This window comes from Aeromonas sp. FL131 (assembly GCF_049860615.1).
Taxonomy (GTDB): domain Bacteria; phylum Pseudomonadota; class Gammaproteobacteria; order Enterobacterales; family Aeromonadaceae; genus Aeromonas; species Aeromonas hydrophila.
Map to the genome: position 1 here is coordinate 2,795,709 of NZ_CP187595.1, position 24,529 is coordinate 2,820,237.

Below are 24,529 nucleotides of genomic sequence, written 5' to 3' on the forward strand. Positions count from 1 at the left end.
AATGAAAGATCGACACAATCTGACAGCAACATAAATGTATCCGTTGATACGGCGACACAGGCTGACGCATTGCGCTGAAAATTAAGTAATCACTCACTGATATTGAGGTAAACGGCTGGCAAATACGATTAAAATGCGACCGTTTTTATTGGTCATATGGCTCCGTAATTATTCGCATAATTGCCAAAAATACCGAGCAGGAAAGCCAAATGTGATGAGTGACACAGAAATCTTTTTTTCTGTCACACATCCCCCATTCCAGCGCCCTTTCGCCCCCTTGCGGGCAACAAGGAATTGTTTGACTCTAGGACTGACCCCCGTCTCCCGAGAGGAATGAGTATGAGTGTCGTAAATTCCTCCCTTCATCGCCTGCTCCGGTATCTGCCCATGCTTGGTTCAGCGATGTTTTGCACCCTTTTCTCCCTGCCATCCAAGGCGGTGGACAAGATAGTGGTGCAACTGCCCTGGCAACATCAGTTCCAGTTTGCCGGTTATTACGCGGCCCAGGCCAGAGGCTTCTATCGAGATGCCGGGCTGGATGTCACCTTGCGACCCGCCGTCACCGGCACCAATGTGGTCAACGAGGTGATGTCGGGCAATGCCCAGTACGGGGTCAGCGGCAGCGATCTGCTGCTGGCGCGCGCCAGTGGCCAGCCGGTCGTGGTGCTGGCTTCCATGCTGCAGCATTCCCCGCTGGTGCTGCTCACCCTGGAGCGGCCCGACATTCGCCAACCGGCGGATCTGGCAGGCAAACGGCTGATGCTGGAGCCCGGCTCCCAGGAGCTGCAGATCTACCTCAATCGCCATGCCCCGCCGGGCAGCTGGAGCAAGCTGCCCTATGAACAGGGGCTGAAGGCGCTGCTCGCCGGCCAGGTGGACGCCATCAGTGCCTACAGCACCACCGAGCCCTTCTATCTGGCCCGGATGGGGATCCCCTATCGGGTGTTCTCCCCCCGCAGCATCGACTTCGATTTCTACGGTGACAACCTGTTCACCTCGGAGCGCGAGCTGAACAACCGGCCGGAGCGGGTCTACGCCTTTCAGCAGGCGAGCCTCAAGGGGTGGCGCTATGCCATGGAAAACCCGGCCGAGATGATCAACTGGATCATGGAACAGTACCCAAGCGGTTATGGCCGCGAGCAGCTGGAGTTCGAAGCCAGTGCCACCCGGGAGCTGATGCAGCCAGATCTGGTCGAGCCCGGCTACATGCAGCCGGAGCGCTGGCAGCAGATCGCCAGAAGTTACCTCGAAGCTGGCCTGCTCTCGGCCCTGCCAGACCTCGAGCACTTCCTCTACAACCCGGATCGGGAGCGGATCCGCCAGCAGCGCCAGCTGCTCGACAAGAGCGTGGCGGTGGCCATGCTGGTGACCTTCTCCCTGCTGACCCTGCTCGGCATCTTCTGCTACCTCTACCTGCGCCTGCGCCAGGAGGCGCGCGACCGCCAGCGGCTCACCCGCGAGCTGGCCCAGAGCGAGCAGCACTACCGCTTCGTGGCGGAGAACAGCGCTGACGTCATCTGGACCATGGACACCGCCACCCTGCGCTTTCGCTACGTCAGCCCTGCCATTCTGCCGCTCAGCGGTTACGAGGCGATCGACGTGCTGACCCTCCCCATCAGGCAGCTTATTCCGGAAACATCCAGAAAACAGCTGCGCGCCGAGCTGAGCGGTTCCCTCGCCGCCTGGCAACGCGGCGACCACGAGCAGACCCGCTGCGTCATTCGTACCCAGCTGCGTCACAAAGAGGGACATCTGGTGGCCACCGAAACGGTCACCACCCTGCACGGCAACGAGCAGGGGGAGCCGGAGGCGATTCTGGGGGTGACCCGCGACATCACCGAGCGGGCCGCCCGCGAGGAGATGATGCGCCGGCTCGCCTTCTATTATCCCCTCACCAACCTGCCCAACCGCCGGCTGCTGCAGCAACGGTTGAAGGAGGCCATGGAGAGCGAAGCGCAGCTGGCTCTGCTGTTCATCGATCTCGACCACTTCAAGCCGATCAACGACACCTTCGGCCACGAGACCGGCGACGTGCTGCTCAACATGGTGGCGGAACGGATGCGCCACTGCGTGCGGGAGCGGGATCTGGTGGCACGGCTGGGAGGGGACGAATTCGTGATCCTGCTGCCCGACACCGGGGACGAGGCGCTGGCGGTGGCCGACCATCTGCACCAGAGCCTGCGCCATCCGTTTCGCATCGACGAGGAGCAGGAGCTGCGCATCTCCAGCAGCATAGGGGTGGCCCTCTATCCGGAGCACGGTACCGACCCCAAGACCCTGATGCACCACGCCGATCAGGCCATGTACCAGGCCAAGGGCAGAGGGCGGGGCCGGGTCTGTCTGTTCACCGCCGGGCTCGATCCGGAGCAGGGCTCGCTGGTGTGGCAGAGCAGCCACGAATGCGGCCATCCCCGCATCGATGCCGAGCATCGTCAGCTGTTCGTGCTGACCAACCGGCTGCTGGAACACATGAAGGATCACCAGGAGCACCCGGCCCTGTTCCTGGAGTGCATGGAGAGCCTGTTCGACGTGGCCCGCCACCACTTCGCCTTTGAAGAGCAGATGCTGGCCGAACTCGGCTACCCGGAGCTGGCCAGCCACCAGCAAGACCACCAGCTGTTGCTGCAAAAAGCCAGCCAGCTGATGACCGCCGCCAGGGCGGGCACCTTGGGCAACGACGAGTTGCTCAACTTCATCATTCAGGAGCTGGTTGTCGGCCACATGAGCCAGGCCGATCGGCGCTACTTCCCGCTGATGAAAGGACGCTGACCCAGCGCCCCAGCCACCTGAACGAGTGAAACGAGAAGGGCCACCGAGGTGGCCCTTCTGTCATTGTGTGCCCGGCTGGTCTGCCGCGATCGCGACCCCAGGGCGCGACATCAGGCTGTAGTAGAGCAGCGGGATCACCACCAGGGTGAGCAGGGTGGAGACCAGGATCCCGAAAATCAGGCTGATGGCCAGCCCGTTGAAGATGGGATCATCGAGGATGAACAGGGCCCCGATCATGGCCGCCAGCGCGGTCAGCAGGATGGGTTTGGCCCGCACCTGTGCCGCTTCGATCACCGCCTGTTCGAACACCACGCCGCTCGCCCGCTGCTGCTCAATAAAGTCCACCAGCAGGATGCTGTTGCGTACGATGATCCCGGCGAGCGCGATCATCCCGATCATCGAGGTGGCGGTAAACTGGGCCCCCAGCAGGGCGTGGCCCGGCATCACCCCGATGAGGGTGAGCGGAATGGACGCCATGATGATGAGCGGCACCAGATAGGAGCGGAACTGGGCCACCACCAGCAGGTAGATGAGGATCATCCCCACCCCGTAGGCTAGCCCCATGTCGCGGAAGGTCTCATAGGTGATTTTCCACTCCCCGTCCCACAACAGCGCCACCTCTCCCAGCTTGTCGGGCTGCTGTACGTAATACTGGGGCAGCTCGATATCGGCGCCAGCGCTAAACATGCCGTAGAGCGGGCTGTCGGTATGGCCGCCCATGTCGGCCACCACCATCACCATGGGCTGCATGTTCTTGTGCATGATATAGCCGGGGGCCAGCTCGTCACGGCGGCTCACCAGCTCGGACACCCGGATGAGCTGGCCGCTCTGGCTGCGCACCTTGAGGGCCAGCACGCCCGCCAGATCCCGCTTGTCGCCGGGGGCCAGTTCGATGCGCACTGGCACCGGATACTTGGCGCCGTGCCCCTGCAGCCAGCTGGCATCCTGATAGCCCACCCCGCCATTGAGGGTGTTCACCAGCTCCCCGAGATCGACCCCGAAGCGGGCCGCCTTGCTGCGGTCCACCACCAGCCGCCACTTGGGTTGTGGGTCGGTCAGATAGATATCCACATCCACCAGATCCTCGGTGGCCACAAAGCGGGCCTGTACGGCGCGAGCGGCTGCCTCACGGGCGGCCTGAGTCGGGCCATACACTTCCGCAACGATGGGTGACCAGACCGGCGGGCCGGGCGGCACCTCCACCACTTTCAGGTTGCCCCCTGCCGCACTGGCGATGGCCTGCAGCGGCGCCCACACCGACTGGGCAATCTGGTGGCTGCTGCGATGGCGCTCATGCTTGTCCACCAGATTGACCTGAATATCCCCCACATTGGCGCCGCTGCGAATGAAGTAGTGACGCACCAGCCCGTTGAAGTTGATGGGGGCCGCGGTGCCGGCGTAGATCTGGTAATCCTTCACCTCGGGCACCTTGGCAAGCTCCCGCCCGACCGCCAGCAGGGTGCGCTCGGTCTGCTCCAGGGTCGCCCCCTCCGGCATGTCGAGCACCAGCTGGAATTCCGACTTGTTGTCGAAGGGGAGCATCTTGAGCACTACCCACTGCACCATGGGCATGGCGGCGGCGCCCGCGACCAGCAGCAGGATGGCCAGCCAGAGCTTGTGTCTCGCTCTCCTGGCGCCAGCGCCCATCAGGAAAGGGGTCATCAGCCGCTGAAAGAGGCCGGCCTTGGCCTCACCGTGGGCAACATGTCCCTCCTTCTTGAGCAGGTGGCTCGCCAGCCAGGGGGAAAAGATAAAGGCCACCAGCAGGGAGATCAGCATCCCCATGCTGGCATTGATGGGGATGGGGCTCATGTAGGGGCCCATCAGGCCGCTGACAAAGGCCATCGGCAGCAGGGCCGCGATCACCGTCAGGGTCGCCAGTATGGTCGGCCCGCCTACCTCGTCCACCGCTCCCGGAATAAGATCATTGAGGGCTCCCTTGCCCAGTCCGCGATGGCGGTGGATGTTCTCCACCACCACGATGGCGTCATCCACCAGAATGCCGATGGAGAAGATCAGCGCAAACAACGACACCCGGTTGAGGGTAAAACCCCACGCCCAGCTGGCAAACAGGGTCAGCGCCAGGGTGATGACGATGGCAACGCCCACTACCAGCGCCTCGCGCCAGCCCATGCTCACCAGCACCAGCAGCAGCACCGCCGTGGTGGCAAAAATCAGCTTGCCGATCAGGGTGTTGGATTTGGTCTCGGCGGTAACGCCGTAGTCACGGGTCACCGTCACCTCGACCCCAGCAGGAATGAGTCGATTCTTGAGGCTCTCGACCCGCGCCTCAACCCGCTTGGCCACCTCGACCGCGTTCTGGCCGGGCTGCTTGCCGATGGCCAGGGTCACCGCCGGATAACTGGCTTGCCCCTGCCCCATCCAGCTGCGCTGCACCGGGGTCTCCTCCCCAAGCGACACGCTCGCCACATCACCGAGATAGACCGGCTTGTCCCCCTGCAGCCCCACCACCAGCTCGCGGGCTTCTTGTTCACTTTGCAGGAACTGCCCCACCTGCACCTTGATCTCCCGGTTGTCCTGCACCACGGCCTGCTCGCTACCCACCTGATTGGCGGCGGCAAGCCGCTGGCTCAGCTCGCCCCAGCTGATGCCGTGGGCGCTGAGGGCCGCCGGATCCGGCATCACCCGCAGCACGGCACGCTGGCTGCCCAGGCTATAGATGTCGCGGGTACCGGGCAGTCGCTTGAACTCGGTCTCCAGCTCGTGGGCAACCCGGGTCAGCTCGGCGGCGCCCAGTTGCTTTTGCCACTCCTTGCTCCAGAGCGTCAGACTGACGATGGGGACATCGTCGATCCCCCGGGGTTTTACCAGTGGCTGGCCGACCCCGATCCCCTGTGGCAGCCAATCGCGGTTGGAGTCGAGCTGGTTGTTGAGATCGACGATGGCCTGTTCGCGGCTCACCCCTACCTTGAACACCACCACCAGCAGGGCGCCATCGGGGCGAGAGAACGAGTAGAGGGTATCGACCCCCTTGATCTGGGAGACCACCTGCTCGGCAGGGGTGGTGACGAGAGACTCCACCTCTGCCGGCGTGGCGCCCGGGAAGGGGATATAGACATCGGCGAAGGTGACATCGATCTGCGGCTCCTCCTCCTTGGGGGTCACCAGCACCGCAAACAGACCGAGCAGCAGCCCCACCAGCGCCAGCAGCGGGGTGATGGCCGAGCCCTGAAACAGCGCCGCCAGCCGACCGGCAGGCCCCATCCTCTCCTTGTTGCCGTTCAGCTCGCTACTCATGGGCCACCGCCTGCTGGCGAGCCCAGCCATCCGCCGCTACCTGATCGCCACTCTGGACACCCGCCAGAATGTCGCACTGCGCCCCCTGACAGTGACCCACCCGCACCGGCGTCAGCGCCCAGCCATCCCCCTGTTTGAGGTAGAGACCGCTGAACTCACCCTGCCTGAGCAGGGCCTGCTCCGGCACCTGCAACTGCTGACGCTCACCCTGCTTGAGCTGCACCTTGAGCCACATGCCGGGCAGCACACCCGCGGTTTGCGGTGGCAGGTCGAGGCGCAGCCTGAAGGCATGGCTCTGGCTGTCGGCATAGTTGAAGCGGGTCAGTTTGAGGGGGGTAACGGTGTTGCCATCCGGCAGCAGCACCTGCACATCCGCTGGCTGACTGGCGAGTGCGAGCGCAGATTGGGGCAGATCTACCTCCACCCGCAGCGCATCAAGGGAAAAGCCGGAGAGCAGCGGCGTGCCGGGTGCCACCGTCTCCCCCAACTCCACCAGCCGCTTGGTCACCACCCCGGCGTAGGGGGCCAGAATGCGGGTATAGCCGTAGGCCTCGCGGGCCTGAGTGAGGGCTGCGTCGGCAGCGTTTACCTCGGCGCGAGCGGCGCGATCGGTCGCCTGGGCATTGTCGAGCTGGGCGCGGGTGATCACCCCTTTGGCGATCAGCGCCTGAAAGCGGGCAAGCTGGCGCTCTGCCTCCACCTGCTGGGCCTGTGCCCGCGCCAGTCGCGCCTGGGCACCCGTGACGGCGGCAAACTGCTCCTTGCCGCTGATCTCCAGCAGGGGCTGCCCGGCGACGACTTCATCGTTCACATCCACCAGCATGCGGGAGACCCGGCCGCTGGTCTGGGCCGCCACCGTCCCCTGATGGATGGCACTGACGGTGCCATCCAGGGTAAGCCAGTCGGTCACCTGACGGGGAACCAGGGTCAGGGTCGCATCACCAGTCGCCTCGGCAGACCATGTCATCGGAGAGACAAGAGCGGAGGTCATGGCCAGCATGGTGGCCCCCAGCACGCGGATCTGTTCCATGATATTCCTCCTTCCCCGACAGCAGGGGCAATCCGTTCAGGCCGAGCGGGGGTGGCAGCGCTTCTCCCGCACCTTCACCCAAACCCGATCAACAAGCAAAATCCCGGCCACCATGGCAGCGACAAACAACAGTACCATGGGCTGGCCGCTGGAAATGAGACTCAAGCCTGGCCCCGGGCAGATCCCCGCCAGCCCCCAGCCAATGCCGAACAGGGCCGAACCCCCGATGAGGCGGCGGTCCAGTTTGGGGGCCGGTACGCTGGCCATGGGTTCCCCCAGCAGGCTGCGCTTGAGCGGTTTGACCAGCAGGAAGTAACCCGGCATGAACGCCAGCAGTGCCCCGCCCATGACGAACGCCAGACTGGGATCCCAGTGACCCGCCAGGTCGAGAAACCCGATGACCCGGGCCGGATCTATCATGCCGGAGATGGCAAGACCCAGACCAAACAGCAGACCCGCGAGCAAACTTGTCAACAATGCCATGATGATCAACCTGTTATAAAACGTGGTGGGTGAGAAAGACGGTGATGAAGCCGGCCGCCATAAAGGTGAGAGTGGCGACGATGGAGCGCAGGGAGAGACGCCCCATGCCGCAGATGCCGTGGCCGCTGGTGCAACCATTGCCAAGGCGGGTGCCGATGCCGACCAGCAGCCCGGCCAGCAGCACCAGCGGCCAGCCGGGCAGCGTGCTGAATGCCGGCATGCTGGCCCAACCCAGGCTCAGCGCCAGCCAGGCCCCCGCCCCCAATCCCAGCAAGAAGAGCAGCCGCCAGGGCGCCCTGTGTTGCAGCGCACCGGCCAGAATGCCGCTGATCCCGGCCACCCGGCCGTTGAACAACATCAGGATCAGGGCCGCGAGCCCCACCAGCATGCCGCCGCCCAGAGAGAGCAACCATTGGCTTTCCATCATCGAGATTCCTTATTTTCTGAGTGACAAAAATGGGTTTGCAGCGCCGCCAGCACATCGACGGCCGCCTCGCTCACCAGCGAGTAGTAGATCTGCTGGGAGACCTTGCGCGAGCGGATAAGGCCCTGGCGCTTCAATACCGACAGTTGCTGGGAGAAGGCGGATTGGCCGAGCTGGCTGTGGGCCAGCAACTCCCCGACCCCCTTCTCCCCCTCCACCAGCTGGCAGAGCACCAGCAGCCGCTCGGGATGAGCCAGCGCCTTGAGCAGGGAGGCGGCGGCTGTCGCGTGTCTGTTCATTTCGTTGAATTGGCTCATGGGAGTAAATTAGCAATTGTTGATATTTAGTTCTATTGTATAAAGCGACACTAAATTAGCAATGTCTAAATTAAATAGGGAGAAGGTCATGACGGTAGATAACGGAGTCAGAGTCGTCGCGGGCTGCATGTTGCTGCTCTCGCTGCTGCTCACCGCCTGGGTACACCCTGGCTTTGTCTGGCTGAGCGTCTTTGTCGGGGTCAATCTGATCCAGAGCGCCTTCACCGGTTTCTGTCCGGCCGCGATGCTCCTCAAGCGGCTGGGGCTGAAATAGCGTGACGGGTAACGAGGGGGAGAGCAGAAGGTGGAACGAGGGCGGTGAGGGTGCTCACCGCGCTTTCATCGTCCTGGCGGTAGCCAGCCGACCCCGATTATTGACAAACTTGTATCTAAATGTTGCTGAAAGGGTGATGAGGCTTTACCTCACCGCTCTGGATGAGTACCATCAGGCCGTCAATCAACAGCGGAGACCATCAGTGGGCAACTCATCAAGTGACAGTTGTAGACCGACCCTCGTCGTCGGTACCCGGGTCGCGAGCTAGCCGCAGGTCTTCCTCTGCCGCATGCTCGCAGCCCTGCGAGAAGCGGAAATCCACTCCCCTCTTCTCTTTTTTACACTTGACGTCAGGTGACCTGGCTTTGCCATGACACCTTGCCTGCATAGTTTCTGCTTCCCACAAGGAGGCTGCTATGCGTTTTATTTCAACTTTGTCCGTATCCAACCGGGCTCACCCCCTGCTGAGCAGACTGGGCCGCGGCTTGCTGCCGCTCTGGTTGCGCGGCAAACGGCGCCAGCACCACTACCGGCTGCAGATCCGTTGCGAGGATCGGGCCGACATGGAGCAGGTGCTGGATCTGGTGAACCACACCCTGCAGCCGGCGGGCCTGCAACCCCTGCAGTCCCTGCGACCCGGCCGCAGCGGCGGGCGGGAGCTGGTGCTCAACCTGCACTGCACCCCGCCCCAGCGTCGCTATCTGGTGCAGTTCGTGCATCAGGTGGGGGTACATCACCCGGTTCGCTGGGAGCTGCATCCCCGCCGCGACCCCGAACTCGTGCTCAATTGATCGTGCACGACTGATATCCGGGGCCAGCCATGCTGGCCCCTTTCAATCCGTTTCACCGCCCTGCCCGCCATCCTGGATGGACGGGCCGGGCGCCTCGTGCGTGTTTTTCGTCAATTCATGGCCTGCACGCACGGGGCCGTTGGCGGGGGGACCGTCCCCTCGCCCGCCTTCAGAAAGGCCATCGGCAACAGAAGGAGTACGCCATGAGAATGTGGCAGCAATTCGACATGATCTCTCTGCTCGACACCCTGGCCAGCCTGCTGCTGGCCTTCGTGCTGGGCAGCCTGGTGGGGCTGGAGCGCCAGTATCGCCAGCGCACCGCGGGCCTGCGCACCAACGTGCTGGTGGCGGTGGGCGCGGCCCTGTTCGTCAACCTGGCCCAGCGCATCTATGACCTGCACGGCGGTACCTATGGGGTGGTGCACGTGGTGGCCTACATCGTCTCCGGTATCGGCTTTCTCGGCGCCGGCGTCATAATGCGCGAGTCCGGCAACATCCGCGGCATCAACACCGCGGCCACCCTGTGGGGCGTGGCGGCGGTTGGCGCCGCCAGCGGGGCCGGACTGGCCATGGAGGCGATCCTCGGCGCCTTGTTCGTGCTGGCCGCCAACACCCTGCTGCGCCCGCTGGTCAACCAGATCAACCGCCGTCCGGTGGACAACACCGACACCGAGGTGACCTACCGGGTCACCGCCCTCACCCAGCGCGAGTACCAGAAGGAGGTGCTGCACTGGCTGGAAGAGATGCTGGAGCAGGCCAACTATCCCTTGAGCGAACTCGACATCGAGCCCTTCGGCGAGCGGGATCTGGAAATTTCGGCGGTGCTGCTGGCCACCTCCATCGATGGCGACGAGCTCGACGCCCTGATGGTGAAGCTCGGCATCCACCCCCACATCAAGCAGGTGTTCTGGCGCGCCAGTACCACCGACTGACACCAGACTCTGCCATTGAAAAAGCAAAAGCCCCGCCATTGCCGGCGGGGCTTTTGCTTTTCAGCATGCGGGGAGATCAGGCGACCCGGGCAGCCCGCTGACTGCGCCAGCGAATACGCGGATTGATCACCTGAGCTGTCTGGGGCGGCGGGTTGCCCGCAATAAGCTTTTGCATCAGTTCGAAGGTCGCCCGAGCCAGGGCCGGGCAATCTTGGGCCACCGAGTCGATGTGCATGGGGATGCAGTCGAGCAGGTCGTGATCGTCGAAGGTGCACAGCCGCATGCCCGTCTCCATCAGCCCCGCCTCGTTGAGGTAGCGCAGCACCCCCTCCAGCAGGGTGAAGGAGGCAGTGAAGAGCCCCTTGGGCGGCGCACCGAGCTCGGCCACCAGCTCGGCCATCAACTGATAGCCCGAGCTTGGCTGGTAGTCGCGGTGGCGCACCCGGGTCGGGTCCGCCTCCAGCCCGGCGCGGTGCAGCCCCAGCTGATAGCCCGCCAGCCGGTGGCGGCTGGGGGAGAGATCCAGCAGGCCGCCGAAGTAGTAGATCTCCTCGCCGCACTGGCCGGCCATCTCCTGCACCAGCTCGGCGGTGGCCTTGCAGGCATCGGAGATCACCATGGGCAGACGCGACTCGCCGATGTGACGGTCGAGCTGCACCACCGGCAGGCGGTCGTGAATGCGGGCATAGATATCGTCGCTATGGCCGCTGGAGGCGACAATCAACCCGTCCACCTGGCGGCTGATGAGGTTGTCCACCACCCGCTGCTCCAGGGTGGGGTCATCCTCGGAGCAGGCGATGAGCAGCTGGATCCCGGTCTCCCGGCAGTGCGCCTCGAGGGCGCGGGCGATACTGGCAAAGCCGAAGTTGGTAAGGTCGGGGATCACCAGCCCCCAGGTGTAACTGCGGGTCTCGCGCAGAGCGCGGGCATGAAAGCTCGGCTGGTAGTGGCACTCGTCCGCCACCGCCTGGATCCGCTTGCGGGTGTCGTCGGCGATGCGGTACTCCGCACTCTTGCCGTTGAGCACCAGACTGGCGGTCGCCTTGGACACCCCCACCAACTCGGCTATCTGAGCAATTGTGATCCGTTTCTTCTTCTCCACCTGGCCTCCCGGCAAACTGACACCGGGCTATTGTACTAGGCAGGCCGCCAGCGGCCAGTGATCGAGGCAAATTTTGCCGCCCGCGACCGGTTTGCCCGGCGCAAGCTGCGGCCCCGGTCCCGGGAAGTAGCGCGCCGACAGGGTATGGCGGCCGCCATCGACGAAACACTCGAGGCTGGATCGATCGCACAAGACGGTGATGCTGCCGCCCTGCCAGGGGCAGCATCGCTCCTCCCACTCTCCGCTCTGCCAGTTCAGGCGGCGCAGCACCAGGCGCCCCGGCCGCCAGCACAGCTCGGCCACGGCGCCAAACCAGAGGCTCCCCTCGCCGCACAGCGCCAGATCGAGCCAGGCCGAATCGATGGCCAGCCCCGGAAACTCACCGAGCTCCCCCTCAAAGCGGGTCTGCTCCCCCTTCAGTGCCGCCAGCTCAGCCACCGGCCGCTGGCTGAGCCAGTCGCCTTGCCAGAACAGCTCCCGCGGGCAGCTCATCTGGTGCAGCCAGCCATAGGGAATGGTGGGCTGACTCATCTCGTTCTCTTCGGGCAGTCCCAGCCAGCCGAACAGCAAGCGCCGCCCCTGGTTGTCCTGAGTGGTCTGCGGCGCATAGAACTCGAAGCCCCGGTCCAACTCGTGGAAAGCCCCGTGGGCGAAGCGCTCGCCGTCGAAGTCACCCGCCAGCCAGCCGCACTGGTAGAGGTTGCGATAATCCTCTCCCCGGGGGGCAATCCCCTGCGGACAGCTGATCAGCACATGACGATCTGCCAGGGGGAAGAGGTCCGGACACTCCCACATGTAACCAAACTCATCGAGCCCTCCGCGCCCACTGCCGGCGATGGGGCCCACCAGCGTCCAGGCATCCAGCGCGTCGCCGCGATAGAGCAGCACTTCGCCCTTGTCATCCAGGGTGCGGGCCCCCAGCACCATCAGCCACTGCCGGCCGTCGTGCCACACCTTGGGGTCGCGCACATGGCCGCTGTAGCCTTCAGGCAATTCCAGCACATGCCCCAGCTTGGCAAAGCCCCCCTCATCGTCGGCACGGGCCAGACACTGATAGGCGGTACGGCTGCCGTCCGGGTATTTGACGTTGCCGGTGTAGATGAGGGTCAGGCGCCCCTGCTCATCGCTCACCGCCGAGCCCGAGTAGCAGCCGTGGCTCTCATAGGTCTCGGTGGGCAGCAGCGCCACTGGTTCGTGCTGCCAGTGCAGCAGATCGGTGGAGGTGACATGACCCCAGCTTTTGTTGCGGTGCTCGCAACCGAGCGGGTTCCACTGATAGAAGAGGTGGTAGCGCCCGCCGTGCTCGATAAAGCCGTTGGGATCGTTGAGCAGCCCCACCGGGGCTGCCAGGTGCCAGCGCGGCCGATGGGGATCGGCCGCCGCCTTGAGCTGTCCGGCCAGCAACGACCGGACAATCTGGTTGAGAAGATCGCTTTCCTTCATCACTCCACCTTGTACTTGAGCAGGTAGGAGGCGGCGAAGGCGGCGCCAAAGGCGATCACCAGCCCGACGATGTAGTGGATGAGGCTCATGGGCTGGACAATGGCCATGCCGGGAATACCGGTCAGCCCCACCGCCGTCATGCCCACCTTGGCCGCCACCGCGTAGGCGCCGCCGCAAGCCCCGCCAAACAGGCCGGCCAGGAAGGGTTTGATGTAGCGCAGGTTGACCCCGAAGATCGCCGCTTCGGTGATGCCGAGCAGGCAGGACATGGCCGCCGGCACCGTGATGGCCTTGATCTTCACATCCCGAGTCTTGAAGTAGACCGCGAGGCAAGCCCCGCCCTGGGCCACGTTGGCCATGGCCCAGATGGGCAGCAGGAAGTTGACGCCGATCTGCGGATTGGCCAGCAGCCCTGCCTCGATGGCGTGGAAGCTGTGGTGGATGCCGGTGATGACGATAAGCGAGTAAGTGCCGCCGAACACCAGCCCCGCCAGCCAGCCGGCCTGCTCATAGAGGGCGCTCAGGCCGAACGAGATGCCATCCCCCAGCACCCGCCCGGCGGGGCCGATGAAGAGCAGCGCCACGAAGCCGGTGATGATGACGGTCAAAAACGGGGTGAGGATGAGATCGAGTGCATCGGGGATGCGCTTGCGCAGCTGCTTCTCCAGGTGCGACATGAACCAGACCGCCAACAGCACTGGGAAGACGGTTCCCTGGTAGCCGATCATGGCCACGTCCAGCCCGAAGAAGTCCATGGTCTTGAAGCCACCGGCCACCCCCCAGGCGTTGGTCAGCGCCGGGTGGGTAAGAATGCCGCCGAGGGTCGCACCCAGATAGGGATTGCCGCCAAACTCCCGCGCCGCCGTAAAGCCGATGAGGATCGGCAAAATGATGAAGGCTGCCGAGCTGAACATGTCGAGCATGACGAACAGGGCACTGTCGGCGTTGACCCAGCCATAGGTGCGCACCATGCCGAGCAGCCCCATCAGCAGGCCCGAGGCGACGATGGCCGGAATGATCGGCACGAAGATATTGGAGAGGGTCCGCGCCAGCCGCTGGGCCACATTGAGCTTGGCCGTCGCCATGTCGGTCAGCTCCGCCTTGCTGGCGGTGCCGGTCCCGGTCAGCGCCACGAACTCCGCATAGACCTTGTTGACCAGGCCGGTGCCGAAGATCACCTGGATCTGGCCCGCGTTGCTGAAGCACCCCTTGACCCCCTCCAGCTTGTCGATGGCGGCCTTGTTCACCTTGCTGTCGTCCGCCAGCACCAGCCGCAGCCGGGTGGCGCAGTGGGCGGCGCTGACGATGTTCTCCCTGCCCCCGAGCAGGGGCACCAGATCCTTGGCTATCGCACTGATATTCATATTCTTCCTCTTATGACCCGCCGCGCTGGCGGGCCCTTGTCACATGAGAGTAGGGGCTGTCGAGCCGGGCTTCTAGCCGCAGCTCAACAGCCGTCTGCGCCTGATCGCAAAAATTCATCCAGTTCGGAGCAGGTCGGCAGCGCCGTCATCGCCCCCTTGGCGGTGGTGGCAAGCGCCCCGCAGCCGTGGGCCTGCGCCAGGATAGCGGGCAGCTCGGCCAGCGTCGGCAGCGACGAACGCCCAGCCAAGGCCGCCAGCAGACCAGCGACGAAGGCGTCTCCCGCCCCCGTGGTGTCGAGCGGGGTCACTTTCGGCCCTACCCACTCCAGCTGCTCGCCACCCAGACGGGCCACCACGCCAGCCGCCCCCCGGGTCACCAGCACCAGCGCCGGCCCCGCCATGGTGGCGAGCCCCGCCGCCAGATCATCCAGACCGCTCAGCAGTTGCAGCTCCTCCACCGACAGCTTGACCACGTCCGCCCGCGCGATGGCTTCGCGCACCAGCGGCAGCATCTCGGCCGGGTTGCCCCACACCTCGGGCCTCAGGTTGGGGTCGAAGCAGACCCGCCCCCCGGCCGCCTTGATGGCCGCCATGGCCTGCAGGCAACTGGTGCGCACCGGTTCGTTGGCGAGCGCGATGGAGCAGGTCAGCAGCCACTGACCGGCGTCGAAGCGGGGCAACTCATTCGGGGTGAGGAACTGGTCGGCGCTGGGACGCACCATGAAGGTGAAGCTGCGCTCCCCCTCTTCATCCAGTGCCACCAGCACGGTAGAGGTGCGATGGTCAGGATCGAGCCGCAGCGCAGCGATATCCACCCCCTCCCCGCTCAGGGTGTCGGCCATAAAGCGGCCAAACGGATCACCGCCGACCCGGCCGATAAAGGCCGCATCGCCACCAAGCCGAGCCACACCGACCGCCACATTGGCAGGCGCACCACCCGGACACTGGAGGTAGTGCCTCTCCCCTTCCGGGATCAAGTCCACCACCGCATCCCCCATTACCCACACACGATTCGTCACCTTGCTACTCCACTGCTGCATCGGATCGACTGCCAAACCCGGACTCTGTTCTGTTAGCTGGCATTATCAGCTAAACCGTTTTAGCTAACCAACAGATCCCGGCACCAGCTGCCATTTTTGTGATCGGGATAACGAACTAGAACCAGGTTTCCATCTGCACGCCAAAGTTCCACTCACCGCCGGCGGTGAAGTTGCTCTGGCCCATGGCATCGTTACTGGCGTAGTGGTCGAGCTCGGAAGACCAGTCCATCCAGGTGGCGAATACCCGCAGCTCGGGCCGCTCGAAGAAACCGGCGGTCTGCGCCTTGAAGGTGGGGGCGAAGGTGAGCTTGGTGAAGTCGCCGCTCACCGCCTGGCGACCCTTGTAGCCCTTGGGATCCAGGTCCATGTACTGCCAGGTGGCCTCGTAGACCAGCTCGACGTTCTGGCTCAGCACCTGGGCCAGCCGGCCATTGAGGGTCACCCAGCGGTATTCGTCCCCCTTCACGTAGCGATCCTTGCTCTGCTCGGCCAGCAGGGCCGGGGCGATACGCCAGCGCGGGGCAAGATCGGTGGCACCAAACACGGCGACCCGCACCGCATCGGCGTCCGGCAGCAGCTCGCTGTCGGAGCCCAGCCCCTTGAGTTCGGCACCCAGGCCATGACCATACAGCACGGCCGCCTTGGAGAAGCCGGGGTTGATGCCAAAGAAGCTGTCGGCGTGGTAGGCCAGCAGGGTGTGCGCCCCCTTGTTCGCCGCTTCACTGCCGGCGCCGCCATCGTTGATGCGGGTCTCGTTGTCCTTGGCAGAGAGGCCGTTCACCATCCACTGCCAGTTGCCAACGCGGTTGTTCATGGTGAGGATGTAGCTCTCGATGTCGGAGAGGCCGCTGGCGCTGATGTCGCCGTAGTCGCGCCCATAGAGAGAGAAGTTGGCCTTCCAGCTGTCGGCCAGCTGCACGTCGTAGACACCGCCGCCGGTACCGGCCAGGAACACCACGTCCGAGTCGAGCCAGTGGATGTCGAAGTTGTCCCGGTCAAAGCGCTTGCCCGCCCACAGCACCGCATTCTTGAAGGGGCCGTCGAAGCTCGCCAGATTGCCGATCTCGGCAAAGACCTGACGGGTGTTGAGGCTCGAATCGCTGGCGGTCCAGTCGTTGCTGGTCTCCACCCCGTCTGCCAGCATCAGCTTGTAGCGGGCCCAGCTGCCATCGGCGAAGGTCTGGGTCTTCAGCAGATTGGCCTCCATGTAGGTGTCATCCTCGTTGCCAAGGCGACCCACGGCGCCGCCCACCGAGCCGGCCGGGGTGATGTAGGGGCCGCCGCGGCCCCCGTTGCCATTGCCGTTGACCAAGAGGCCCGAGCGGGCATAGCCGTGGAACTCGAAGCCCTGGGCCCCGGCGGTCTGCTTGTCCACCTTCTCGCTCTGGGCCTTGGCCACCACGGCCGTTTCGCGGGCTTCGTTTGCCTTGCTCTGGGCCTCATCGGCCCGCGCTTCGGCGGCGGTGGCGCGCGCCTCGGCTGCCTGCACCCGCGCCTCCAGCGCCGCCAGACGGGCCTCGATACCGCCCTCCGCCGCCCACAGCGGGCTGCTCATCCCCAATCCCAGCGCTACCGCCAGCGCCAACTTGTTCTTGCACATCGTCATCGTCCTCACCTGTCATCTGTTGCCCGGTCGGGCCTGTTGTTATCGACGACGAGAGCATAGCTAAACCAGTTTAGCTAACTCAATACGTCAGCTAAACCGTTTCAGCTACAGTGTGAGCGGGATAACATTCGTACAGCAGGAATTGGCGGAAGTTGTGAGGAAGATCCCTCATCGGGATCCACTCAATAAGCGGGGATCTTGCTAAAACAGAGGCAAAAAAAGAGCCGGCACAGGGCCGGCTCTTTATATCTGGGTCGCGAAAATCAGCTGGTCAGATCGTCGAAGAAGCGTTTCACCCCTTCGAAGAAGCCTTCCGATTTCGGCTTGTGGGTCTTGGCGGCGGCGCCGCTGAAGGACTCGTCCAGCTGGCGCAGCAGCTCTTTCTGGGACTCGGTCAGCTTGACCGGGGTCTCCACCACCACCTTGCACATCAGATCCCCCACCTGGCCGGAGCGCACGGACTTCACGCCCTTGCCCCGCATGCGGAACATCTTGCCGGTCTGGGTTTCCGGGGTGACCTTGAGCTTGACCCGGCCATCCAGGGTCGGCACTTCGATCTCGCCACCCAGTGCTGCCGCGGTAAAGCTGATGGGCACTTCGCAGTAGAGGTTGTTGCCGTCACGCACGAAGATCTCGTGCTCCTTGACGTGCACCTGTACGTACAGATCGCCCGCTGGTGCGCCGGCTTCCCCCGCTTCCCCTTCGCCGGAGAGACGGATGCGATCGCCGGTGTCGACACCAGCCGGGATCTTGACCGACAGAGTCTTGGTCTTCTGGTAGCGACCCTCGCCATGGCACTTGCGGCACGGATCCTTGATGATCTTGCCGCGACCGTGGCAGTGCGGGCACGCCTGCTGCACCGCGAAGAAGCCCTGACGCATCTGCACCTGGCCGGAGCCGTGGCAGGTAGGGCAGGTCTGGGCCGAGCTGCCGGTGTGGGCACCGGAGCCGTTACAGACTTCACAGTGGACCAGGGTCGGCACCTTGATCTCCTTGGAGACCCCGCGTACCGCCTCTTCCAGCGTCAGCTCCATGGTGTAGCGCAGGTCGGAGCCACGGGCCGGGCCACGACGGCCGCCGCCACGGCTGCCACCAAAAATATCGCCAAACACGTCGCCGAAGATGTCGCCGAAATCGGCGCCGCCGCCAAAGCCGCCGTGGCCACCGCCACCCTGGCTCTGATCCACGCCGGCGTGACCGTACTGGTCATAGCGGGCACGCAGATTGGCATCGGTCAGGATCTCGTAAGCTTCCTTGACCTCTTTGAACTTCTCTTCGGCCCCGGCATCGCCCTGATTGCGGTCAGGGTGATACTTCATGGCCAGACGCTTGTACGCCTTCTTGATCTCGCGTTCGTCGGCATCCTTGGATACCCCGAGCACTTCGTAGAAATCGCGCTTCGACATACTTATCCTGTTGCTATATCAGCAGTTACGCAGACGGGCGTTGGTCACCCAACGCCCGTAAATTCATTGACTAAGCCGATGGGCGAAGCCTGCTTCGCCCATCTGGGTCGGGCTTACTTCTTGTCGTCTTTCACTTCTTCGAACTCGGCGTCGACCACGTCGTCGTCAGCCTTGGCGGAAGAAGAGGACTGACCGGCATCAGCACCGGCGGCACCTTGCGCCTGAGCCTGCTGCTGGGCAATTTCCATCAGCTTCTGGGACGCTTCCAGCAGAGCCTGCTGTTTGGCTTCGATGGCAGCCTTGTCGTCACCCTTGATGGCGCTTTCCAGCTCGCTCAGCGCAGCTTCGATCTTGGTCTTGTCGTCGGCAGGCAGGGCTTCACCGGCTTCGGTGATCTGCTTGCGGACAGAGTGGACCAGACCATCAGCCTGGTTGCGGGTCTGTACCAGCTCTTCGAACTTCTTGTCCTCGGCCGCGTTGGCTTCGGCTTCGCGTACCATGCGTTCGATCTCGTCATCAGACAGACCAGAGGAGGCCTGGATGGTGATCTTCTGCTCCTTGTTGGTCTCCTTGTCTTTGGCGGAGACGTGCAGGATACCGTTGGCGTCGATGTCGAAGGTCACTTCGATCTGCGGCAGACCGCGCGGTGCCGGACGGATGCCTTCCAGGTTGAACTGGCCCAGAGACTTGTTGTCGCTGGCGCGCTTGCGCTCACCCTGCAGCACGTGAATGGTCACGGCAGACTGGTTGTCTTCGGCAGTGGAGAACACCTGGGACTTCTTGGTCGGAATGGTGGTGTTCTTCTCGATCAACGCAGTCATCACGCTACCCATGGTTTCGATACCCAGGGAGAGCGGGGTCACGTCCAGCAGCAGTACGTCGGTCTTGTCACCGGACAGTACGGCACCCTGGATGGCAGCACCCATGGCCACGGCTTCGTCCGGGTTGACGTCTTTGCGCGGCTCTTTGCCGAAGAAGTCGGCAACGGCCTTCTGCACCATCGGCATGCGGGTCTGACCGCCTACCAGGATGACGTCGTCGATCTCGCCAACGGCCAGACCGGAGTCTTTCAGAGCGACACGGACCGGCTCCAGGGAGTCTTTCACCATGTCTTCCACCAGGGATTCCAGCTTGGCGCGGGTCACCTTGATGTTCATGTGCTTCGGACCGGTGGCATCTGCAGTGATGTACGGCAGGTTGACGTCGGTCTGCTGGGCGGAAGAGAGCTCGATCTTGGCTTTCTCGGCTGCGTCTTTCAGACGTTGCAGGGCCAGCTGATCCTTGCGCAGGTCGATGCCCTGCTCACGCTTGAACTCTTCAACCAGGTAGTTGATGACGCGGTTGTCGAAGTCTTCACCACCCAGGTGGGTGTTACCGTTGGTCGCCAGTACTTCGAAGGTGGTCTCGCCTTCGACTTCGTCGATCTCGATGATGGAGATGTCGAAAGTACCGCCACCCAGGTCATAGACGGCAACCTTGCGCTCGCCCTTGACCTTGTTCACGCCGTAGGCGAAAGCCGCTGCAGTCGGTTCGTTGATGATGCGTTTTACATCCAGACCGGCGATGCGACCGGCATCCTTGGTAGCCTGACGCTGGGCGTCGTTGAAGTAGGCCGGCACTGTGATGACGGCTTCGGTCACCGGCTCGCCCAGATAATCTTCGGCGGTCTTCTTCATTTTCTTCAGCACTTCGGCAGAGATCTGCGGCGGTGCCATTTTCTTGCCTTTGACTTCTACCCAGGCGTCACCGTTGTCAGCCTTGGCGATGGTGTACGGCATGATCTCCAGATCGCGCTGTACTTCGTCATCTTCGAAACGACGGCCGATCAGACGCTTGATGGCGAACAGCGTGTTCTTCGGGTTGGTGATGGCTTGGCGCTTGGCCGGCTGACCAACCAGGATTTCGCCGTCATCGGCATAGGCAATGATGGACGGAGTAGTACGGTCGCCTTCCGCGTTCTCGATCACGCGAGCATGGTCGCCATCCAGAATAGCGACGCAGGAGTTGGTAGTACCCAGGTCAATACCGATGATTTTACCCATTTGACGAATCTCCAAATACTTTGAATAAACTGGCGAGGGGCTCGCCTTAATGCGTTAACGGCTAGGTGGGGGCTGCCAATCTGGCTTTCAAGCTCCCGGCATCAAATTTTTTGTGCCGCCGTGGCCTTGCATCCTATATGGGGTCGCAAGCCGCCGCTTCAAGCCCCGCCCTGAAAAAACCTGCCTTCATTCATTGCCATTGGCAGGATGAAGACCGGCCATCTGTGCCCCCGGCAACCACGCGGCCGGGGCACTTGCCAATAAAAAGCCCGCCGAGCGGCGGGCTCAGCACAGCGATGGGGCTCAGGCCGGGGCCTTGGAAACCATCACCATGGCCGGACGAATGACGCGGCCGTTGAGCTCGTAACCCTTCTGCATCACCGCAATGACGGTGTTGGGGGCAAGCTCGGCGTTTTCGATCATGCTCATCGCCTGATGGGCATTGGGGTCGAACGGCTGATTGAGCGGGTCCAGCGGATTGAGGCCGAACTTGCCGACCGAGCTCTGCATGGACTTCAGGGTCAGCTCGACCCCTTCAATCATCGGCTTGAGCGCCTCGTTTTCCTTGTCGGCCAGCTCGATGGCACGCTCCAGGTTGTCCAGTACCGGCAGCAGCTCGGCGGCGAACTTCTCCAGCGCGAACTTGTGGGCCTTCTCCACGTCCTGGGCCGCACGGCGACGCAGGTTTTCCATCTCGGCGACGGCACGAATGGCACGCTCGCGCTCCTCGAGGGAGGCTTGCTGGGCGGCATCCAGTTGTGCCTCAAGCTCGGCAATGCGGGCCTGCTCGGCTGTCACTTCACTGTCTACATCGGTCGGCTCGACTGGCTGGGCTTCCACTTGCTCCATCGCTTCAACCTTTTGTTCTTCGTGGTTCATGACATCTCCAATTCCGGGGTTACTTATTGAGGGCCCGACCACCCGGTTGAGCGACCGGACGGCAATGGGCCGACTATGTTGGCGCTATTATGGGGATGGATCCCCGGCTTTCAAGGGGAAAAGGGCGCCATTATCGCCAAGAGCGTGCGGTGGCGGACAATTTGGGGCTTTTTCCCGGCATCCGCTGCGGCCGGACCAGCCGGTGGCAGACAAATCCCCCCCAAAGCGCGGTATACTCCCCCCAATACTCATCCCAGACCCGACAGACTATGGATTCTCCGTTCAAAACCATCGCCCTGATTGGCAAACCCCACCACGAAGGGGCCAACCAGACCCTGACCGGCCTGCATCAATACCTGACCACCCGCGGTTTTCGGGTCCTGGTGGAGAGCCGGGTGGCCCATGCCCTCGGCATCATGGACGAGAACGTGATGGACCTGGTGCAGCTGGGCCAGCAGGCGGATCTCGCCATCGTGGTCGGCGGTGACGGCAACATGCTGGGGGCCGCACGGGTACTGTCGCGCTTCGACGTGGCGGTGATCGGGGTGAACCGGGGCAATCTCGGTTTTCTCACCGATCTCTCGCCGCAGGATTACCTGCTGCCGCTGGAGCAGGTGCTGTGCGGCCACTACAAGAGCGAGCACCGCTTCCTGCTGGAGGCGGCGGTCTATCGCCACGGCGAGCGCAAGTCCAACAATCTGGCGGTCAACGAGGCGGTGCTGCACCCGGGCAAGATTGCCCACATGATCGAGTTCGAGGTCTACATCGATGGCAGCTTCATGTACAGCCAGCGCTCGGACGGCATCATAGTGGCCACCCCCACCGGCTCCACCGCCTACTCATTGTCGGCGGGGGGCGCCATCCTCACCCCCAAGCTCAATGCCATCACGCTGGTGCCCATGTTCCCGCACACCCTGAGCAGCCGTCCCATTGTGCTGGACGCCGACAGCGAAGTGCGGCTGCTGGTCTCACCGGACAATCAGGACGACGCCATGCAGGTGAGCTGCGACGGTCAGGTGACCCTGGCGGTCCACCCGGGGGACGAGATCCTCATCAAGAAGAGCAGCCACAAGCTGCATCTGGTGCATCCGCTCGACTACAGCTACTTCCACGTGCTGCGCAACAAGCTCGGCTGGGGCAGCAAGCTGTTCTGACCCACGCTTGACGTTCCTGCACATCCTGTCGCAGGTCGACTCTTTACTGTATGGAAAACCAGTATATACTGGATGCATACACAGTAATGTTGGCCCATACAGGATGAGACCATGCTGACCCAGCTGACCGTCAACAACTTCGCCATCGTCAAGTTTCTCGAACTCGATCTGCAACCGGGCATGACCTGCATCACGGGTGAGACCGGGGCCGGTAAATCCATCGCCATCGACGCCCTGGGCCTGTGCCTGGGGGAACGGGCCGAGGCCGGCATGGTACGACCGGACAGCGACAAGAGCGAGGTCAGCGCCCGCTTCCTGCTGGACGGCAACCCGGCCGCCCGCGCCTGGCTTGCCACCAACGAGCTGGAAAACGAAGGAGAGTGTATCGTGCGGCGGGTCATCTCCGCCGAGGGGCGCTCACGCAGCTACATCAACGGCGTGCCCGTCCCCCTCACCCAGCTCAAGAACCTGGGTCAGCTGCTGGTCAACGTCCATGGCCAGCATGCCCACCAGATGTTGCTCAAACCCGACTACCAGCTCGCCCTGCTCGATGGCTACGCCGGCCACCATCTGCTGCTCGATGAGGTGCGTCGCCACTACCAGCAGTGGCGCCAGCTGCAGAACGAACTCAACCGGCTCAAGGCCGAGCAGCAGCAGCGGGAGGCCCGTCGCCAGCTCATCGAATATCAGGTGCAGGAGCTGGACGAGTTCGCCCTGCAGCCGGGGGAGTTTGAAGAGATTGAAGAGGAGCACCAGCGCCTGGCCAACGGCACCGAACTGATGCAGGAGTGCGGCGCCTGTCTCGACCTGCTCTATGACAACGAAGAGACCACCATCGCCGGCCTGCTGCAGACCGTCGTCGATCGGGCCGAGAGCCTGGTCGCCATGGATAGCCGGCTAGGCGACGTGCTCGGCATGCTTAACGAGGCGCTGATCGGGGTGCAGGAGAGCCACAGCGAGCTGCGCAATTATCTGGACAGGCTGGAGCTGGATCCCGAGCGTTTCAACGAGCTGGAAGCCCGCCTCTCCAAGGCCATCAATCTGGCCCGCAAGCACCACGTCAAACCGGCCGAGCTGGCCCTGCACCACCAGGAGCTGGCCGCAGATCTGGCCCGCCTCAACTCCGACGAGGAGCGCCTGGAGGGGATGGAAGACGAGCTGGCCGAGGCCCGCCTGGCCTTTGTGCAAGCCGCAGAGGCCCTGAGCCAGAGTCGCCAGCGCTACGCCGAGGAGCTCGGCGCCAAGGTGAGTGCCAGCATGCACGAGCTGGCGATGCCGGATGGCCGCTTCGCCATCGAGGTACGCCCCGATGCCCAGAGCAGCCTCTCGCCCCTTGGCATCGATCGGGTGGAGTTCATGGTCACCACCAACCCGGGCCAGCCCATCCAGCCGCTCGGCAAGGTGGCCTCCGGCGGTGAGCTGTCGCGCATCAGCCTGGCCATCGTGGTCATCAGCGCCCGCAAGGTCTCCACCCCCACCCTGATCTTCGACGAGGTGGACGTGGGGATCAGCGGCCCGACTGCCGCCGTGGTGGGGCGCCTGCTGCGCCAGCTGGGTGAATCCACCCAGGTGATGGTGGTCACCCACCTGCCACAGGTGGCAGGCAAGGGCCATCAGCACATGGTGGTCAGCAAGCACACCGACGGCAAGACCACGGAAACCCAGATGCAGGCGCTGGATCAAGGGGCCCGTCTCAACGAGCTGGCCCGCCTGCTGGGGGGAGACCAGATCACCGACAATACCCTGGCCAACGCCCGCGAACTGCTGGCCTGCTGAGACAAAGGCCAGCCATCTGCACGCGGGGCCCACGGTGAGGATCAGGGACCCCGCGTCACCCCGCCTGCTGGTGACGGCGGTTTGCGGCTGAGCAACTGGTGCATCATCACCATGCTGCCGTTGCCGCATCCTGAAGGGTCACCCCTGGTGCTTTGCACGGCAGGGCCTGCCTAACCGGGTTGGAACATCTTTGCCACTAACCAACCCGATGCCACGGCCTCACCCCTTTGCTTGTCCGCCTTCGCCTCTCCAACTCCTGCGGCATGAACCTTGCGGCGATTAGCGAGCCCGCCGGCGCTTGCCACGCGGCTATCTCCTCCCGCTTGTCTCCCTGTCCAGGCTTGCCTCCCTTCCAGTCCTAATCTGCTACCCTGGTCTGTCTCCCTGTCCTGCCCCCAGACAATTCAGCAGCAGGAGTGGGCCCCCCTTTGACCACAGG

The 24,529-nt window shown here is 63.6% G+C and carries 19 protein-coding genes; 6 read left to right on the plus strand and 13 right to left on the minus strand.

The window, feature by feature from the left end:
• Positions 1–339: 339 nt before the first annotated feature.
• Positions 340–2,769 (plus strand): diguanylate cyclase domain-containing protein, encoded by a 2,430-nt coding sequence (locus tag ACPW75_RS12890; RefSeq protein ID WP_077097188.1) that lies wholly within the window; start codon positions 340–342, stop codon positions 2,767–2,769.
• Positions 2,770–2,829: 60 nt separating this feature from the next.
• Here ACPW75_RS12890 and ACPW75_RS12895 read toward each other — a convergent pair whose 3' ends face one another.
• Genes ACPW75_RS12895 through ACPW75_RS12915 form a run of 5 tightly spaced genes read right to left on the minus strand, consistent with a single transcriptional unit; the run spans position 2,830 to position 8,281 of the window.
• Complete coding sequence (locus ACPW75_RS12895) at positions 2,830–6,027, minus strand: efflux RND transporter permease subunit (RefSeq protein ID WP_077097186.1); 3,198 nt, start codon at positions 6,025–6,027, stop codon at positions 2,830–2,832.
• On the minus strand, positions 6,020–7,057 hold the full coding sequence (locus ACPW75_RS12900; protein WP_077097184.1) for an efflux RND transporter periplasmic adaptor subunit: 1,038 nt from the start codon (positions 7,055–7,057) through the stop codon (positions 6,020–6,022). The genes ACPW75_RS12895 and ACPW75_RS12900 overlap by 8 nt, the downstream gene beginning before the upstream one ends.
• A gap of 36 nt (positions 7,058–7,093) precedes the next feature.
• Complete coding sequence (locus ACPW75_RS12905; RefSeq protein WP_045789350.1) at positions 7,094–7,540, minus strand: YeeE/YedE family protein; 447 nt, start codon at positions 7,538–7,540, stop codon at positions 7,094–7,096.
• Positions 7,541–7,553: 13 nt separating this feature from the next.
• A complete protein-coding gene (locus ACPW75_RS12910; protein ID WP_162517969.1) occupies positions 7,554–7,967 on the minus strand; it encodes a YeeE/YedE family protein in 414 nt (137 codons plus the stop codon).
• Complete coding sequence (locus ACPW75_RS12915; RefSeq protein WP_077097182.1) at positions 7,964–8,281, minus strand: ArsR/SmtB family transcription factor; 318 nt, start codon at positions 8,279–8,281, stop codon at positions 7,964–7,966. Before ACPW75_RS12915 ends, ACPW75_RS12910 begins: the two co-directional genes overlap by 4 nt.
• Positions 8,282–8,369: 88 nt before the next feature.
• Between ACPW75_RS12915 and ACPW75_RS12920 the strand changes: the two genes are divergently transcribed.
• From ACPW75_RS12920 to ACPW75_RS12930, 3 genes are all read left to right on the plus strand, one after another.
• Positions 8,370–8,555 (plus strand): YgaP family membrane protein, encoded by a 186-nt coding sequence (locus tag ACPW75_RS12920; protein ID WP_039213421.1) that lies wholly within the window; start codon positions 8,370–8,372, stop codon positions 8,553–8,555.
• A 416-nt stretch (positions 8,556–8,971) separates the two neighbouring features.
• Entirely contained in the window at positions 8,972–9,346 is a 375-nt protein-coding gene (locus ACPW75_RS12925) for a hypothetical protein (RefSeq protein WP_270697373.1), read from the plus strand.
• A 203-nt stretch (positions 9,347–9,549) separates the two neighbouring features.
• Positions 9,550–10,278 carry an MgtC/SapB family protein gene (locus tag ACPW75_RS12930; protein ID WP_024945078.1) on the plus strand — a complete coding sequence of 243 codons (729 nt, stop codon included), beginning with the start codon at positions 9,550–9,552 and terminating at the stop codon, positions 10,276–10,278.
• Positions 10,279–10,354: 76 nt separating this feature from the next.
• On the opposite strand, the gene ACPW75_RS12935 is transcribed toward ACPW75_RS12930, so the two are convergent.
• The 8 genes from ACPW75_RS12935 to grpE all read right to left on the minus strand — a co-directional run bounded on the left by ACPW75_RS12935 (position 10,355) and on the right by grpE (position 21,160).
• Positions 10,355–11,380 (minus strand): substrate-binding domain-containing protein, encoded by a 1,026-nt coding sequence (locus ACPW75_RS12935; protein WP_077097177.1) that lies wholly within the window; start codon positions 11,378–11,380, stop codon positions 10,355–10,357.
• A gap of 27 nt (positions 11,381–11,407) precedes the next feature.
• Positions 11,408–12,823 carry a glycoside hydrolase family 32 protein gene (locus ACPW75_RS12940; RefSeq protein ID WP_077097176.1) on the minus strand — a complete coding sequence of 472 codons (1,416 nt, stop codon included), beginning with the start codon at positions 12,821–12,823 and terminating at the stop codon, positions 11,408–11,410.
• A complete protein-coding gene (locus ACPW75_RS12945; RefSeq protein WP_077097174.1) occupies positions 12,823–14,187 on the minus strand; it encodes a sucrose-specific PTS transporter subunit IIBC in 1,365 nt (454 codons plus the stop codon). Before ACPW75_RS12945 ends, ACPW75_RS12940 begins: the two co-directional genes overlap by 1 nt.
• An 83-nt stretch (positions 14,188–14,270) precedes the next feature.
• The gene (locus ACPW75_RS12950) at positions 14,271–15,227 is read right to left on the minus strand and encodes an aminoimidazole riboside kinase (protein ID WP_270697379.1); all 957 of its coding nucleotides are present in this window, start codon (positions 15,225–15,227) and stop codon (positions 14,271–14,273) included.
• A gap of 115 nt (positions 15,228–15,342) precedes the next feature.
• Positions 15,343–16,833 (minus strand): carbohydrate porin, encoded by a 1,491-nt coding sequence (locus tag ACPW75_RS12955; protein WP_077097635.1) that lies wholly within the window; start codon positions 16,831–16,833, stop codon positions 15,343–15,345.
• Between the two features lie 263 nt (positions 16,834–17,096).
• A complete protein-coding gene (dnaJ, locus tag ACPW75_RS12960; protein WP_011706780.1) occupies positions 17,097–18,239 on the minus strand; it encodes a molecular chaperone DnaJ in 1,143 nt (380 codons plus the stop codon).
• 113 nt (positions 18,240–18,352) lie between these two features.
• Positions 18,353–20,281 carry a molecular chaperone DnaK gene (dnaK, locus tag ACPW75_RS12965; RefSeq protein WP_077097633.1) on the minus strand — a complete coding sequence of 643 codons (1,929 nt, stop codon included), beginning with the start codon at positions 20,279–20,281 and terminating at the stop codon, positions 18,353–18,355.
• A gap of 303 nt (positions 20,282–20,584) precedes the next feature.
• Positions 20,585–21,160 carry a nucleotide exchange factor GrpE gene (grpE, locus tag ACPW75_RS12970; RefSeq protein WP_011706782.1) on the minus strand — a complete coding sequence of 192 codons (576 nt, stop codon included), beginning with the start codon at positions 21,158–21,160 and terminating at the stop codon, positions 20,585–20,587.
• Positions 21,161–21,429: 269 nt separating this feature from the next.
• Here grpE and nadK point away from each other — a divergent pair, with 269 nt between their 5' ends.
• The gene (gene nadK, locus ACPW75_RS12975) at positions 21,430–22,314 is read left to right on the plus strand and encodes an NAD(+) kinase (RefSeq protein WP_005303013.1); all 885 of its coding nucleotides are present in this window, start codon (positions 21,430–21,432) and stop codon (positions 22,312–22,314) included.
• A gap of 111 nt (positions 22,315–22,425) precedes the next feature.
• The gene (gene recN / locus ACPW75_RS12980; RefSeq protein ID WP_011706784.1) at positions 22,426–24,090 is read left to right on the plus strand and encodes a DNA repair protein RecN; all 1,665 of its coding nucleotides are present in this window, start codon (positions 22,426–22,428) and stop codon (positions 24,088–24,090) included.
• Positions 24,091–24,529: the final 439 nt, after the last annotated feature.